This window comes from Mycobacterium gordonae (genome assembly GCF_001417955.2).
Taxonomy (GTDB): domain Bacteria; phylum Actinomycetota; class Actinomycetes; order Mycobacteriales; family Mycobacteriaceae; genus Mycobacterium; species Mycobacterium gordonae_B.
Window position 1 is genome coordinate 1 of sequence record NZ_LKTM01000021.1, and the last position, 14,941, is coordinate 14,941.

At 63.7% G+C, this 14,941-nt stretch carries 11 protein-coding genes and 4 pseudogenes; 7 read left to right on the plus strand and 8 right to left on the minus strand.

Going from position 1 to position 14,941, the window contains the following annotated elements; all coding sequences use genetic code 11:
• Positions 1–595, plus strand: a 595-nt coding sequence (locus AO501_RS04575; protein WP_156452302.1) for an HAD-IC family P-type ATPase, incomplete at its 5' end; no start/stop codon positions are given.
• 140 nt (positions 596–735) lie between these two features.
• On the plus strand, positions 736–1,878 hold the full coding sequence (locus AO501_RS04580) for a threonine synthase (protein ID WP_231752332.1): 1,143 nt from the start codon (positions 736–738) through the stop codon (positions 1,876–1,878).
• A 429-nt stretch (positions 1,879–2,307) separates the two neighbouring features.
• Here AO501_RS04580 and AO501_RS34815 read toward each other — a convergent pair whose 3' ends face one another.
• Positions 2,308–2,973 (minus strand): class I SAM-dependent methyltransferase, encoded by a 666-nt coding sequence (locus AO501_RS34815; protein WP_065135598.1) that lies wholly within the window; start codon positions 2,971–2,973, stop codon positions 2,308–2,310.
• A gap of 284 nt (positions 2,974–3,257) precedes the next feature.
• Here AO501_RS34815 and AO501_RS04585 point away from each other — a divergent pair, with 284 nt between their 5' ends.
• The gene (locus tag AO501_RS04585) at positions 3,258–3,851 is read left to right on the plus strand and encodes a DUF305 domain-containing protein (RefSeq protein WP_306237986.1); all 594 of its coding nucleotides are present in this window, start codon (positions 3,258–3,260) and stop codon (positions 3,849–3,851) included.
• A 137-nt stretch (positions 3,852–3,988) separates the two neighbouring features.
• On the opposite strand, the gene AO501_RS04590 is transcribed toward AO501_RS04585, so the two are convergent.
• Positions 3,989–5,971 (minus strand): serine/threonine-protein kinase PknD, encoded by a 1,983-nt coding sequence (locus tag AO501_RS04590; protein WP_055576593.1) that lies wholly within the window; start codon positions 5,969–5,971, stop codon positions 3,989–3,991.
• 18 nt (positions 5,972–5,989) lie between these two features.
• On the minus strand, positions 5,990–7,072 hold the full coding sequence (gene pstS, locus AO501_RS04595) for a phosphate ABC transporter substrate-binding protein PstS (protein WP_133437467.1): 1,083 nt from the start codon (positions 7,070–7,072) through the stop codon (positions 5,990–5,992).
• Positions 7,073–7,409: 337 nt separating this feature from the next.
• Between pstS and AO501_RS04600 the strand changes: the two genes are divergently transcribed.
• Positions 7,410–8,987 carry a PPE family protein gene (locus AO501_RS04600; RefSeq protein ID WP_055576595.1) on the plus strand — a complete coding sequence of 526 codons (1,578 nt, stop codon included), beginning with the start codon at positions 7,410–7,412 and terminating at the stop codon, positions 8,985–8,987.
• A 124-nt stretch (positions 8,988–9,111) separates the two neighbouring features.
• Here AO501_RS04600 and AO501_RS34820 read toward each other — a convergent pair.
• Positions 9,112–9,733: pseudogene (locus AO501_RS34820) on the minus strand (DUF1275 family protein); the annotation flags it as partial.
• 365 nt (positions 9,734–10,098) lie between these two features.
• On the opposite strand from AO501_RS34820, the gene AO501_RS34825 reads away from it, so the two are divergent.
• On the plus strand, positions 10,099–11,013 hold the full coding sequence (locus AO501_RS34825; RefSeq protein ID WP_082658380.1) for an alpha/beta fold hydrolase: 915 nt from the start codon (positions 10,099–10,101) through the stop codon (positions 11,011–11,013).
• 747 nt (positions 11,014–11,760) lie between these two features.
• On the opposite strand, the gene AO501_RS04620 is transcribed toward AO501_RS34825, so the two are convergent.
• The 3 genes and pseudogenes from AO501_RS04620 to AO501_RS40015 form a co-directional block, all read right to left on the minus strand.
• Complete coding sequence (locus AO501_RS04620) at positions 11,761–12,381, minus strand: DUF5134 domain-containing protein (RefSeq protein WP_055576599.1); 621 nt, start codon at positions 12,379–12,381, stop codon at positions 11,761–11,763.
• 67 nt (positions 12,382–12,448) lie between these two features.
• Positions 12,449–12,829, minus strand: a pseudogene (locus AO501_RS04625) (HAD-IC family P-type ATPase); the annotation flags it as partial.
• The gene (locus AO501_RS40015; RefSeq protein ID WP_256101373.1) at positions 12,822–12,944 is read right to left on the minus strand and encodes a hypothetical protein; all 123 of its coding nucleotides are present in this window, start codon (positions 12,942–12,944) and stop codon (positions 12,822–12,824) included. The gene AO501_RS40015 and the pseudogene AO501_RS04625, both read right to left, overlap by 8 nt.
• A gap of 308 nt (positions 12,945–13,252) precedes the next feature.
• Between AO501_RS40015 and AO501_RS04630 the strand changes: the two are divergent.
• A pseudogene (locus AO501_RS04630) lies at positions 13,253–13,546 on the plus strand (PE family protein); the annotation flags it as partial.
• A gap of 183 nt (positions 13,547–13,729) precedes the next feature.
• Here AO501_RS04630 and AO501_RS04635 read toward each other — a convergent pair.
• Entirely contained in the window at positions 13,730–14,098 is a 369-nt protein-coding gene (locus AO501_RS04635) for a transposase (RefSeq protein ID WP_197419764.1), read from the minus strand.
• Between the two features lie 127 nt (positions 14,099–14,225).
• Here AO501_RS04635 and AO501_RS04640 point away from each other — a divergent pair.
• Positions 14,226–14,867: pseudogene (locus AO501_RS04640) on the plus strand (IS21 family transposase); the annotation flags it as partial.
• Between the last annotated feature and the right edge of the window lie 74 nt (positions 14,868–14,941).

Consider the following 14,941-nt stretch of genomic DNA (forward strand, 5'->3'; position numbering starts at 1 on the left):
GACCGCGGTCGTGGTCAGCTGGGACGACACGGCCAGGGGAATCCTGGTGGTCGCCGATGCGGTGAAGCCGACGTCGGTCGAGGCCGTCGAGCGGCTGCGTGCGCTGGGATTGACCCCGATCATGCTGACGGGCGACAACGCAGCCGCAGCCCGTGCCATCGCTGGGCAGGTGGGCATCGACCAGGTCATCGCCGACGTGCTGCCCCGAGACAAGGTGGAGGTTGTGCGACGGTTGCAGGCCCAGGGCAAGGTGGTGGCCATGGTCGGTGACGGTGTCAACGACGCCGCGGCCCTGGCGCAGGCCGATCTGGGGCTTGCGATGGGGACCGGTACCGACGTCGCGATCGAGGCCAGTGATCTGACACTGGTTCGCGGTGATCTGCGCGCGGTGCCCGCCGCCATTGAGCTCTCGCGTAAGACGTTGGCGACGATCAAGGGCAACCTGTTCTGGGCGTTCGCCTACAACATTGCCGCACTGCCGCTGGCAGCCGCGGGCCTGCTCAACCCCATGTTGGCGGGTGCGGCGATGGCGTTCTCCTCAGTATTCGTGCTCACCAACAGCCTCCGGCTGCGCACCTTCAAACCGCACGCATAGCCAAAGCTGCCACCGAGCGGGAGCCCTCCGATATGAGCGCACGGTATCTCGGATCGCTCCGGTGTCCCCGCTGTGGCGAAGAGGCGCCGGAAGTTCGAGCCTCCTTCGGGTGTCCGCGATGCGCACGCGAAGGTATCGGGGTGAATCTAACCCCCGTCTACGCGATCAATCCGGGCCCGCTGCCATGGAAGGCATCCCAGTCAGGAATCTTCGGATACCGCGAGTTGCTGCCGCTGGCGCCAGAGGACGCTCCGGTGACCTTGGGCGAAGGCCAGACGCCCGTCATTCCGTTGAATCGGCTGGGGCCTCGGCTTGGACTACGCAGGCTCATGCTCAAAGACGAATCTCGAAATCCGACGTGGTCGTTCAAGGACAGGCTGGCGGCGGCGGCCGTCACAAAGGCGGCGGCGTCGGGAGCATCGACTGTCGTCGTCTCATCGACGGGAAACCACGGCGCGGCAGTGGCCGCCTACGCAGCCGCGGCAGGGCTTCGGTGCGTGGTCCTCACATTGTCATCGATACCGCGCGAGATGAGCATTCTCATTCGAGGCTACGGCGCCTGCCTCGTCGCGTACGAGAAAGGCCCGGACCGGTGGTCGGTACTGCGTCAAGCGGTCGAGGCGTTCGGTTGGACTGCGATATCCGGGGCAGTGACTCCGCCGATCGGTTCCAACCCGTTCGGGGTCGAGGGATACAAGACGATCGCCTACGAGCTGTGGGGACAACTCGGGGAAGCGCCCGACGTGGTCGTCGTCCCGACCGCCTACGGGGACGCGTTATCCGGAATCCGCCGGGGTTTTGCCGACCTGATCGGTCTCGGCCTGACAACCCGCATGCCCAGGCTGGTCGCGGTCGATCCGTTTGGCGCCTACGCGCAGGGGCTCCAAGCCCCACCGGGACGTCAGCCGACGGTGCCCACTCGGCAGTCACTCGCGTTCTCGGTCGCTGCGCGGGTGGCCACCTATCAAGGCGTGGAGGCGATCCGGGCCACCAACGGTACCGCCGTGGCAGAACCAAGCGATGACGCGATTGTCCGTATGCAGCTCGAGTTGGCGTCCGGCGAGGGCATCTACGCAGAGGGCGCCTCCGTGTTGGCGGTACTTGCCGCTCGGCAGCTCGCTTCTCGACGTTGGATCGATGCTGACGAGAGCGTCGTCTTGCTGTCGACGTCGACCGGACTGAAAGATCCGGGCTCCACGGCCGGCCACCTGCCCGAATTGCCGGTCCTGGCGCCGACCTTGACAGCCCTTGAGGCGGCGCTACCGGCCGGCATGTGCCCGTGACGCGCCGATCCGCACGGCCGCGTCGGCGCGGTTACGGGGCCTCCGGTTGGGAATTATCACGGTGCCACAACCGGTCAGGCCCCTTTGGAGCCGCGCCGATGTTTGGCGGGCCACTTTCCGGGTAGCGCCTGGGTATGAAGCCAGAGATGGCGACTGCCGCGGTTACCGTTGCAACACAGCGACCTTGGGCGCGGGGTGACTAGGTTGGCGCGGTCAACGCTGAGGCAAAACCTGCACCGTCCCCAACTGATGCGTGTTGCTCTGGGCCCCATGCCAACCCCGTGTGCGACCCGAACTGGGATGGCAATTGGCGCCACGACTCTTTCAACCCCGTTGCAGGCCTTGGTTGTACCGGTTCCGGCGGCGGCGGAGGCTGAAGACACTTTCGCCCTCACCGTCGAGCACCGACCCACGAGCCCGTACCAAAGTTCAGACGTCTGCGAAGGCGGCGGTCAGATCGTGCGGCCGTTCGGCCGTGATGTAGCACAGTCGCGAGACGCGACCGGTTGCCATGGTGGTAAAGCCCGCCTCGGCCATCATCGCGCGAAGTCTGTCGAAGATGTCGTGCATCTCCGCTCGACCGTGCGCCGCGCTGACAACGCGCTCGAGAAGTCGAATCCGCGGCGGACAGACATCAGCGATGCACGCCCGTCCGCCCGGCCGCAACACCCGAAGCGCCTCGCGTATCGCCACGAGACGATGGTCAGGCGCAATGTGATGGAAGGTCAGACTTGACGCAACGACGTCGAAGGACGCATCGGCGAAGGGTAGATTCTGAGCTTGCGCTGGATAAAACGTGCAGTGCGGCGGGGAATGTGCCGCGGCATAGGCTAGGGACGGCAGTGACGGATCGATTCCCACCACCACTCCCGAAGGACCCACCACTGGGGCGATTCGGCGAGCAAAATATCCTGTGCCGCAACCAAGTTCGAGTACTCTTTGACCCGGCCGCGCGCCGGACGATACGACGAGACGGTCCCAAATACGGGCGCGCTGGCCGAAATACCAGACCTCGGACAACGCCTCGTAGGCCCTTGGCGAAATACCCTCGGAACGGGGACCGCGCCGACGCGCAGTTTCGGTACCTGATTGCATTGAAACCTCCTTCGCCGCGGGGGCCGCCTGCCCGTGCCTGCTACCGTGTACCCGTATAGGTATGTTGAAAACGACTCTGCTCTCTTGATTATCGAAAGGAAGTCATCCTGATGGTGCAACGATCGATGACCGCCTCCGCAGCTACAGCTGCGGTCGTGGGGCTACTGACCCTCACCGCATGCGGCAGCTCCGGCAACCAGGCCGGATCCAGTGCCACGACGGCCGGGTCGTCGAGTGTCTCGAGTTCGCCAGCGGGTTCGCAGGCGCACAACGATCAAGACGTCATGTTCGCCCAGCACATGATTGCCCACCATCAGCAAGCGATCCAGATGAGCGACATCATTCTCGGAAAGCAGGGTATCGATCCTCGCGTGATCGACCTGGCCAACCAGATCAAGTCGGCGCAGGGGCCAGAAATTCAGCAGCTGCAAACGTGGCTCAACCAGTGGGGACAGCCGACGACCCCGGGTGGCATGTCCCCCTCGTCGTCGATGCCCGGGATGCCCGGGATGCCGAGTCAGAGCGGGATGCCCGGAATGCCGAGCCACAGCGGCATGCCCGGCATGCCGAGCCACAGCGGAACGCCCGGCATGCCCGGGATGCCGAGTCAAAGCGGAACGCCCGGCATGCCCGGGATGGGTGGGACGGACGGAATGATGTCCGAGCAAGACATGCAGGCCCTGCGAGACGCGCAAGGTGTCGCCGCCAGCAAGTTGTTCCTCAACCAGATGATCCAGCATCATCAGGGCGCAATCAGCATGGCGCAGCACGAAATCAAGTCCGGTCAGTATTCTGCTGCTACTGCGATGGCGCAGTCGATCGTCGACACCCAGCAGAAGGAGATCACGACAATGCAGGCGATTCTGGGCTCGCTGTAGCGAGCGTTGTTGTGATTGCGGCGTTTACTCACTTCGTGGCGCCGGCTCAAGGATTCGCCAAAAGCAGTTTCCACTGGACCGGTTCGCACTGGACCGGCCAACTTCGGCCATGCAGCGGATAGCGGAAACCCTGCCGGCTATCCCGCTGCCAGCTGCACCAGTCTGCCGTTGCCGTTGTCGGCGACGAACACCTTCTTGCGGGAGGCGTCGACCGCCACGCCCACGGGATGGCCGCCGGTGAACGGCAGCGTTGTCGGGGCGCTCGATCCGGTGTCCAGCTTGGCCACCTTGCCGGTCTCGTGGTCGGTGACGTAGACGGCGCCGGCGGTGTCTACCGCGATACCCGAGGGCACGGCAAGTCCGGTGAAGGGCAACTCCGTCGGAGCGCTCGACCCGGGGTTGAGCTTCAGCACCCTGTCATTGTCCGAGTCGGTGACATAAACGCTGCCCGAAAGGTCTACGGCGACACCATCTGGATGGTTTAGGCCGGTGAACGGCAGATCAGCCTGAGTGTTGGATTTGGCATCAAGCTTCACCACTCGGTTGTTGCCGCGGTCTGCGACATAGATATTGCCGGTAGCATCGACCCCCACGCCCTGCGGGTACGCGAGGCCGGTAAAAGGCATCACGGTTTGGGTGTTGGATCCGGCTGCCAGCTTGACCACCCTGTTATTGAAGTCGGCGACGTACACGGTGCCGTTGGCGTCTACTGCCAGCCCCTGCGGTTGGTAGAGGCCGGTGAACGGCAGTACCGTCGGGGTGGACGACCCGTCAGCCAACTTCACGACGCGCCCGTACATGCCTTGGCTGGTGACATACACGCTGCCGGTATTGTCCAGGGCGACCCCGCCCGGCGAAAAGGGAAAGCCGAGCCCGGTCATCGGCACTATTGTCTGTCCGGGCGCCGATGCCGCCGGTTGCGGTTTCGGCTTGAGTAGATGTCCGACGACGACGATGACGCCGATGATCACCACTAGTGCGGTGGCGCCGATGGGGACCCACATGCGTTTGCGTCGAGGCTTCGCCCGTGCCCCAGATGTGGGGGCCGGGTCCGGTGGGCCGGTAGGGCTGACGAAGGGTGGGACGTTCGGGCGGCTGCGCCAGCTGGAGGTGTCGGCGGGTGACGGTGTCCATCCGCTCTGGGTCGCGGGCGAACTTGACATCGCTGACCAGGGCCTGGCCTGTGTGACAGAGTCGGCGGCGGCTGGGCCGGCACCGGTCGATGAGATCGTTCGCTCGCCGCGCTGCGCAATCGCGGCCGCCTGGTTCTGCTCGGCTGTGGTCAGTGCGGTGTGGGCGGCGGCGGCCAGTTCACCGGCGCTGCGGAAGCGTTCCTCGGGGTTCTTGGCCATTCCTGTGGCGATCACCTGGTCGAGACCCGGCGGAACTAAGCCGGGCCGCAGTTGGCTGGGCCGCGGAGCGGGCTCCATCAGATGCGCGCCGATCACCCTCTCGATGCTGCTGCCGGGGTAAGGAGGTGACCCGGTCAAGCACTCGGCCAACACACATGCCAGCGAATAGATGTCGGCCCGGAAGTCAACTCTGTCGCCGGCGAATCGCTCCGGGGCCATGTAGTTATAAGTTCCCAGCGCCATTCCGGTGTGGGTCAGCCCCGGATCGGTTGCGGCACGGGCAATGCCGAAGTCGACCAGGTAGGCGAAGTCGTCGACGCCGATAATGATGTTTTCCGGTTTGACGTCGCGGTGGGTAACCCCGCTGGCGTGTGCGGCGTCCAGCGCGGCGGCGACCTGCCGCACGATGGCCACTGCTCGCGCCGGTGTCAGCGGACCATAGGCCGTCAACATGCGGCGCAAAGAAATACCGTCTATCAGCCGCATGTCCAGGTACAGCTGCCCGTCGATCTCGCCGTAATCGTGGATCGGCACCACATGCGGTTCGGTCAGCCGTCCTGCCGCGTCCGCCTCGCGCTGCATCCGCTCGCGAAACACCGGGTCGGCAGAGAATTGCTCCGAGATCAACTTCAGCGCCACCACTCGGTGTTTGCGGGTGTCCTCGGCCTCGTAGACCTCGCCCATTCCGCCACGGCCTAGTAGCCGCATCAGCCGATACGGCCCGACAAGCGAGCCTGCCCTCGGCCCGGACTCACTGACGCCTGCCATCAAACTCCTTCATGTTGATCAAGAGATAGCGTTGACCGCTGTCGCCAGCCTCGCCTGGAGCCAGTTCGGCGGTGTGATGGATCCATACTGCGCCAAGCCGTCTTGCCCCGGACCTATAATCGCCTGCATAAACGCCCTGACGGCTCTGCCCGTGGCGGACTCCGGATACTTCGAACAGACGATTTCATACGTTGGCTCTACGATCGGGTACGCCCCGGGCTGCGTCGGCTTGGCGAACGATGACGTATCCAACACCAAATCATTGCCCTGACCCACAACTCTGGCTCCCGCGATCGTCTTGGCGACTGTCTCGGGTGTGATAGACACGGGATCTGAACCTGCTGAGGTGATGATCTGGGCGATGTTCAGTTGTTTGCCCAGCGTGAATGACCAGGCAGTGTAGGTGATCGATCCGTCGGTAGTCTGCAGGGCCGCCGTCACCCCATTGTCTCCGTCGGCGCCGGTACCGACGCCCCCTTCAAACGTCTCGCCGTCGCCTCTGCCCCAGGCGCCGTCGGATGCGGCATTGAGGTATTGCTGGAAGTTGGCCGAGTTACCGGAGTCGTCATTGCGGAAAATGACCCGGATGGGCGACGAGGGCAGGCTGGTGCCTGCGTTGAGCGCCCTGACCGCCGGGTCGTCCCACCTGGTGACGGTGCCGTTGAAAATCTTGGCCAGTGTGAGTGCGTCCAGCTTCAGCGAACTCACCCCGTTGATGTGATAAGTGACCGCGATCGGCTGAAACAATGCCGGCAGCTGCCAGGCGGGGGACGCGCACCGTGCCGCCGCCTTGTTGGTTTCGCCTTTGGCCGGGTCCAACGGCACACCGGACCCGGCCAGATCCGTTTCGCCCTTGATGAACTGCTCGACGCCGGCGCCCGAGCCGTTAGCCTCGTAGTCCAGCGTGTAACCAGGGCACGCGTGGGCGTAGGCATTGACGAATTGTTGTATCGCGTTCGCTTGTGCGGTCGCGCCGCTGGCGTTGAGTTCCGGTTTCCCACCACAGTCGACTTTCGCCGACGGCCCCGCGGAGGGAGCGGAGGTACTGTTGCTGCCACCGCATCCCGATATTAACAGCGCGCCAACAAGCAGCAGGCCCATCACGTCGGTTCGACAAAATGTCACAGAACTCCTCTGACGGGATAAAGGGACCACCACATATACTTTGCCATCCCCCCGGGGGAAGCGGTCGCCGTCGACTGATTTGACTTATGGCTCATCAAGATCCACCTTGGAGCAGTTACCGATACAGCAACGTTGGACGCCACTCAGGACTGACGGAGCTGACCATCCGAGGCTACCGACGCACCGCTGAACAGGCCGGGACCTGACGGCTGCGAATATGCCTAAGGAAGCACACTTCCACCTGTTGAAAATGATTGTCAGGTTCACTAAGCTCTGAAGCCAGTCGGGCGAAGGAGTGTGCACATTGGCCACGATGTGGATGGCGTCACCACCCGAGGTCCACTCAACCCTGCTCAGCGCTGGCTCCGGGGCAGGCTCATTGCTGTCTGCCGCCACGGCATGGTCGTCGCTGAGTGCCGAGTACGCGGACGTTGCTGACGAACTCATGGCTTTGCTCGTTGCGGTGCAAGCGGGAGTTTGGGAAGGTCCGAGCGTCGAGCAGTATGTGGCCGCCCACATCCCTTACCTGGCGTGGCTGACGCGCGCAGGCACAACCGCCGCGCGGGCCGCGGCGCAGCATGAAATTGTAGCCGCCGCATACGAAGCAGCGCTGGCAGCGATGCCGACGCTCCCAGAACTAGCCGCCAACCACGTTATTCACGGAACGCTGGTTGCCACAAACTTCTTCGGGATGAATACCATCCCGATCGCGCTCAATGAAGCCGACTACGTCCGAATGTGGATCCAGGCGGCCAGCACCATGGCTACCTACCAAACCGTCTCGGATGCGGCCCTGGCGTCCACTTCGCCAACCGGAACAGCCCCGGAGATAGTCCAGGAGACACAGTCCAGCGCGGGCACCGGTGTGGAGACGCACGCCGGCGAACCCACCGTGATCGACTACGTCGTTGCCGATTTCTTACGTAACATCTCCGGCGGTCGGGTGGATTGGAATGTCACCGAAGGCACCCTCAACGGACTTCCTTTCGAGGACTACACCAATGCCGCTGACCCATACTGGTGGGTGGCCCGTGCCATCGAATTCCCGAAAGATTTTGAAACGTTTATCCAAGAACTGCTTACAAATCCGCAAGAGGCGTTTCAGTCTTATTCCTATCTCATTTTCGTCGACTACCCAGAGCACATACCGCAACTCTTCCAAGCCTTGATTCAGTCACCGCAGTTGCTTGCTTTCGCGTTCGGTGCCGCCGCCTCGAATGTGGGGGCGGCCATCGGCTTAGCAGGACTGTCGGGCCTCGCCGCTGTCCAGCCACCGGCGGTCCCCGCCGTCGTGGCGCTGCCCGGGTCACCGCCAGCGTCGGTATCACCCGCGGTCGGGATGGCACCGGTAGCGTCAGTCGCTCCCACTGCTCCGGCTCCGGCCCCCACTCCTGCGCCTGCTACCAGCTCCATTGCCAGCGCAGGCCCCACACCGCCTCCAGCTTCGGCAATTACGGGACCAGGCTTTCCGTTTCTGGTCGGTGGTGGCCCCGGCATCGGGCACGGATCGGGCATGAGGACCAGTGCCAGCGCTGCCGCGAAGAAGAAGGCGCCGGAGCCCGATGTCGCTGCGGCTGCATCCGGGGCGGCTGCGCGTTCGCGGACACGCCGAGGTCGGCGTGCGGGGCTGCACGACCACAACGATGAGTTCATGAACATGAACGTCGACGTCGAACCGGACTGGGGCGCGCCAGCGGGTGGGGAATCGACGCCGTCAGCCGTGTTTTCCGAACAAGGCGCCGGAACTTTGGGATTTGCCGGCACAGCGAGCAGGGAAGCGGCTATTGCGGCGGGAGGCATGGCCAGGCTGGAGGAAGACGAGTTCGGTAGCGGGCCGAAACTGCCGATGATTCCGGGCACTTGGCGCGGGGACGAGGCCGGTGCCAGCTGAGTGCTGACGGGCCGTCGACCCGTTCGCAGATCCTTTTGCCTCCCGTGCCCAGGTGCGGACTGACATGCTCGAGCGGACGAGCGCCCCAAGCGATTTGGCGAACCCCGCCGCAGCTCGGCAGGAGTCACCGGCTGATTGTGTTCTTCGGCTCTGCTGCGCTCCGCGCGTGTCCGGGCAGCGGGGGCGGAGGTTGGTGTGCTGTTGTCAACCGCTCGCGACACCTGCAGTGATGCAATGCGTTGGCCGCCGCGAAAGCGAGGCACGCGACCGCGGCCGGGGTGAGCGCCCGGTCGCCGATGCGACCGCCCACCACCACTCCGGCGGCGGCGCCGCCGACGAACAGCAGCACCGTTGTGTTGAGGATCGCTGCTTTCCAATAATCCAATCCGTGGCGGCGACTAAGGGCTACGAGAAGCCCTAAGTCAGTGGTGGTGCCGGTGAAGTGCGTTGTGCGGATGGGCATTTCAGGAAGCCCAGAAATCATCCCGTTCTGCAGGCCGCACGCCGCGGCAGCCAGCGGCGCCCGGATCACCGGGTGTTCGATACTAGCAGTGGCAATCAGTAGCGCTGCCTCGCCGATCAGGACCGCGGCGTGGCGAGGGCCTGTATGACAGTCGTGGGAGCCAACAGCACGCCGGAAACCATGACGCCCCCGAGAAATCGACCACGATCGCCGCGATCATGGTTACCGGATGCAGCAATGGGTTGGTGGTGTGCTGGCCGATCTTTGTCGTTAACGCTGTGAGTTTCCGTAGCGTTGCTGGTCTGGGTGTATCCGGTAGGCAATGCTGCGTTTGGCAGCGAAACCGGCGGGCGTGATCGTGTGAAGTGCGCAGGCCGTGTTCGCAGAACGGTGTGGACAGCCCGCAGTTGACGTCGCTGACGCCAGCCCATCTCGTGTTAAAGCAGCAACGGGACAGCGATATCCACCGCCAGTGCCTCAGCCGCAAAATTCGCACCCCCAACACGAGTAAATGCGCTGTACCTGAACCTATTTCAGACGCGCCACGCAGAGCCGCAGAAATTGTTCACTCTGTGATGGTACGGCCCTCGACAGCAGCCGCGCTAGACTGACTCCAATCGTCTTCCATTATTCCGCGTGTGGGCGGCAATGACGACCAGCGGTGTCCACCACGAGAGGGAACTTAGATTGCCGACGCAAGCCGCCACCCGGGTCCATCTGGGTGAGCGAGTCACTCGCGCACGTCTGCTTGGTCAGGGGCCTACGGTCCTCCTTGAAGCCGGTGGGGCAGGTGAAGGAACGACGGACTCCTTCGGCGGCGTGTTGGAACAGTGGGTCGCGTCCTTTGCCACTGTCGTAACCTACGACCGTCTTGGTAGTGGTGACGCGGATGGTCCACCTCGGCGCAGCGTGGCCGAAATGGCTGATGACCTTGACTCCGTAATCCATCAAGTGCGTTGCGCTGCGCCGGTAGTGATCGTGGGGTGGTCGTCGGGTGGATTGGTCGCGCAGATGTTCGCTTTACGACATCCACAAGAAGTAGCCGGGTTGGTCTTGCTTGATCCCTCTGCGCCGGTAACCGAATCACGACTTGTCGAGTTGGTAGGGATGACCCTGGCTGCCGCAGGACTTTTCCTCCTCGGGATCGCCCAGCTGCTGAGGGTTCCCAGGACCAGCTTGGGCCGGCGCGTGTTGCGGCGGATGGCGCCGAAGGATATCTCGAAGCCGAGATTGGGCTGGTTCTACCGTTATGTCGATAATCATCCTTGGGCGGCATTGCAGACGGCACGGCTTGTGCCGCGTCATACGAGCTATTTGCGCGAAGTGAAGCGAGAACTCGAACGCGCATCACTGCCGGATGTGCCGGTGCGGGTGATTGTGCCGCGGTCGCGAACCCGGTGGCGCGCTACGTATGCCAAGATGGATGCGTCCAATCGTGCACTGGTCAAGCGTTTTCCCAGAGGCGAACTTGTGTTCGCTGACGGAACGAGCCACTCGTGGCTGCCTGTCGAACGGCCCGATGTAGTTGTCGCGGCCATCCGTGATGTGCTGAGCGTTGCCTAGCTTCGGATTGTCAAGGGCGGTATCCGCGGCTCGACGCTGAGCCTTAGCTGCGCGCCGAGTCGACAATCTTCCTGCCGCGCAGCTTGTTCAAGGCGTCGCTTTCTGCGGTGGCACGCGTGGGTCCGGCCCCGCCGGGGAATCTCGCGCCGTCAGAAGCGACCGCGCCGCACAAGTACATTGAAGGGCAATACCTTTGATGCAGTATGGGCTGCGGCGTGGGTGGACGATAACCGCCCCGGGACTGCTCTGCGCGACCATGATAGCGGCCATGCTGATGCATGTACTCACCGTGCGTTGTCGCACAAAGCGCTTCGTCGGAACCGCGACCTCCTCCACCCACGCAATACTGGCAGAGGTATGCCGTGTGGGGGGTAACGAAGGCCTCTATGCGAGTCGCCGCAATAGTTTTCGTCGAGGCTGCCCGGGATTGCGCCCTGCGGTCTTCTCTTGATCAGCGGTACCTCAATTTCCGTCCGTCTGTGCGATGTATCAGCATGGCGGGCACATATCCGGTGGCGTAGGGACACCAAGGGCCCTTCATTTGTAGTGGGTGGGCCGGCCAACTGGAAGTGGCACGGAGGTCTCAAGACGGCGCCGTCGAGGTGCCGTTGACGGCTGTAGCGGAGTTTGCCGCAACGGTGTTCATGCCGCTGCCCTCCAAGGGCTGAAGCGCTCGAGGCAGCACCATAGGAACCGTACCCCCCAAACAGTATCCGGCCCCCGGGCATTACAAATTGTGCGCGGAGGTCAAAGTTCGATCAGCGCGGCAGCGAACAAAATCGCCATTCCGGTGGCCATCATGGCTTCGGTGATGTCTCCCAGTAGCGGAGGTTGGATCGTACTGCGTCTGCGCTCGCGGAGGTATGCCACAACCCAAGATGCTGCTGCGATGGTGAAGATAACGACTCCAAGCCAGTTCATCGTGGTCACCCAGGTGGGCGGTTGGGTGGTTGCCGTGTGGTCCATCGCGGCCATGTTCATTTCGGGCATCGGGGCAGGCGGTTGACTGAGCGAAGCCGTAAGCGAGCCCAGGCTATTCATGCTGAGATACATCCATGCAGTGGCCAGCATCATCAGGCTGTGGTAACCCGCTGACGCCCGGGCGGCCGGCGAACGGGCGGTGATCAACGCGATCGCCACGAACCAGACCGCCGCCAACAGGAAGAAGGCCGCGGGCGCGGAGGCCGGCAGCCGCGCGCCCCACGGCCATGCCATCACAGCCATACCTGTTGCCATCAAGAAATGCAGACTGCGGCTGACAACCACCGTCGCGGGCCGGCGTCGCGTGAGGATCGGCACGCCGCATCCCAGGGCGCCGAGTGCAAACAGTCCGGTGACGACCCAACGCACGAGTAGGTCGTGGATCATGCCGGCGGGGGCCGCTCAGGTCGAAAACGATCGGGTCCATGCACTCCGAGAGTGGCGGGCGTTATTGTCATGTACCGCGGCCGAAGCGCCGGAGCCGTAGCGAGTTGGTCACCACGCTGACCGAGGAAAGCCCCATCGCCGCACCGGCAACCACTGGGTTCAACAGGCCGAATGCAGCCAGGGGTATCGCGGCGGTGTTGTAGCCGAAGGCCCAGCCCAGGTTTTGGTGGATCGTGCGCAGAGTCTGGCGGGACAGCTGGATCGAGCGCACGACACCGTCGAGGCGGTCCGACATCAACGTGATGTCTGAGGCTTCAATCGCCACATCGGTACAGGTACCGATCGCGATGCCCAAATCGGCTTGCACCAGCGCGGGGGCATCGTTGACGCCGTCGCCGACCATGGCCACCAGCCGCCCCTCGCCTTGCAGGCGGCGGACCTCAGACATCGAGGTCGCGCTCGCGGGCGCCGGCGACGATAGCCGCGCCGATGGGATGCTCGGAGCCGGCCTCGACCGCAGCGGCCAGCCGCACGTGCAGCGGCTGGCTGACCGAGTCAACCATCCGAGTGACTCCGGCCGACGGCCCGTGCGCCCTGGGCCTCGCGACCCCGACGGCGATGCCGGTGATGCCACAGTTGCGCGGGTATCGCAGCCGACGTGTGGTGCCAGAGCGCATTCCGCCGTCGGCCGCCTCTGCGGGAGTTGCTACCACATTGCCGGCGACGTCGTTTGTTGCCGCGCCGATCCAAAGTGTCCAGCAGCGGATGCCAATCAGGGTCGCCAGGAGACCCGGGCTCGTTCAATCACGGCCGGGAGCCAGCGACGACATCGACTGTTCTTGGACAACCATGACTGTGAGGAGTGAAGTAAATGTCTTTCGTAATCACACAGCCTGAAGCGTTGACCTTCGCGGCGAGCAAGCTGGAGGGTCTCGGTTCTTCGATGGCTGCGCAGGGCGCGGCAGCAGCAGCCGCAACCACTGATGTGATTCCTGCAGCCGCCGATCCGATATCAGCGCTGCAGGCCGAAGTATTTTCTGCCTACGGCACCCGGTACCAAGCGATCGCCGCCCAAGCCCAGGCAATCCAAGAGCTGCTGGTGAGCACCCTGGGCAACAGCGCGGGTGCGTACGGCACAACAGAAGCCGCCAACGCGGCCGCCGCCTCGTCCGACTCTGAATTTTCCAGTGATGATGGTTATCGGATGCCGGCCCGAGGATCTGACCCCGAAATTTCCTGGCCGATCGAGTGCCTTTCGTGAGGACCTGTCGAGCCTTGGGGCGGCATCCACCACATGAGAACTCGGGCTTCGGCGCGAAGCGGTGTGACCTGATAGCGCCTCTGTGTGTCAAGCGGCTTCGGGAAGGAGTTTCCGTTGATCACGCTTGAGCGTGCGGTAGACGGCGTTGGAGAGCCTGCGTTTGAGGGCGCGGCGTGCTTCAGCGGGTGTTTTTCCTTCTGCGATTTTGCGTCGGTAGTAGTTCTGTCCGATTCCGGGGTCGCGGATTTGGCAGGTGGCGATGATGTGCAGCACGCTGTTGAGGGCACGATTGCCTCCAGTGTTGAGTCGGTGGCGGACCGTGTTGCCGCTCGAGGCTTCCAGCGGGGCACTGCCGGTGTAGCTGGCGAAGTGATGTTCGGTCGGAAAGCGGTCAATGTTTCCGACGTGACCGAGGACTTTGCCCATGGCCATGAAAAAGTACCCACTGGTGGCCAAGTCGAGGTATCCGTTTTTGGCCGGGTAAAAGTATCCACCCCGTGTTCGTCGTGTCGATCAGGAACTGCGGGCCCCGATGGTGACGGTGAAGGCGCCAACCAATCGCCATCACCACCGGGGAGTTCCATTGAAGTCTGCGAAGGACCGCATGGACATCATTTCTGCCTACCAACAGCTCGGGTCGTATAGGGCCGCCGCGGAGGAGTGCGGCACCACTCACCGCACCGTCAAGAAGGTCGTGGACAAGTTCGAGGCCGACCAGGCCGGTGTGCCGCCGCCACCGCGGGCCCAACGGGCGCATAACTATGATTCGGTGGCCGATCTGGTCGCTGAACGGGTCGCGAAGTCACATGGTCGGATTTCGGCCAAGCGGCTGCTGCCGAAGGCCCGGGCCGCCGGATACAGCGGTTCTGACCGTAACTTCCGCCGTCTCGTTGCAGAGGCGAAAGCGTTGTGGCGCATTAGTAATCACCGTGGCCGGCGGCCAGCGGTGTGGGAGCCGGGTGAGTATCTGGTCATAGATTGGGCCCAAGTCGCGCCGGGGTTGTTCCTGTTCTGCGCGGTGTTGGCGTTCTCGCGGTGGCGCTTCGTGCGCTTCGCCAGCGACCAACGTGCCTCGACCACGTTGGCGTTGATCGCCGAAGCTCTGGCCGCGATCGGCGGGGTCCCGGCGCGGGTGCTCGCCGATCGGATGGCCTGCCTCAAAGGCGGCGTCGTGGCCAATGTCGTCGTCCCTACCGCGGACTACGTGCGACTGGCCGGCCACTACCCGTTGACTGAACTACGACACGCTTAACCACTGGTAGACACTCTTTTTCGGTGTTGTGGGTTAGCGTCTCGGCC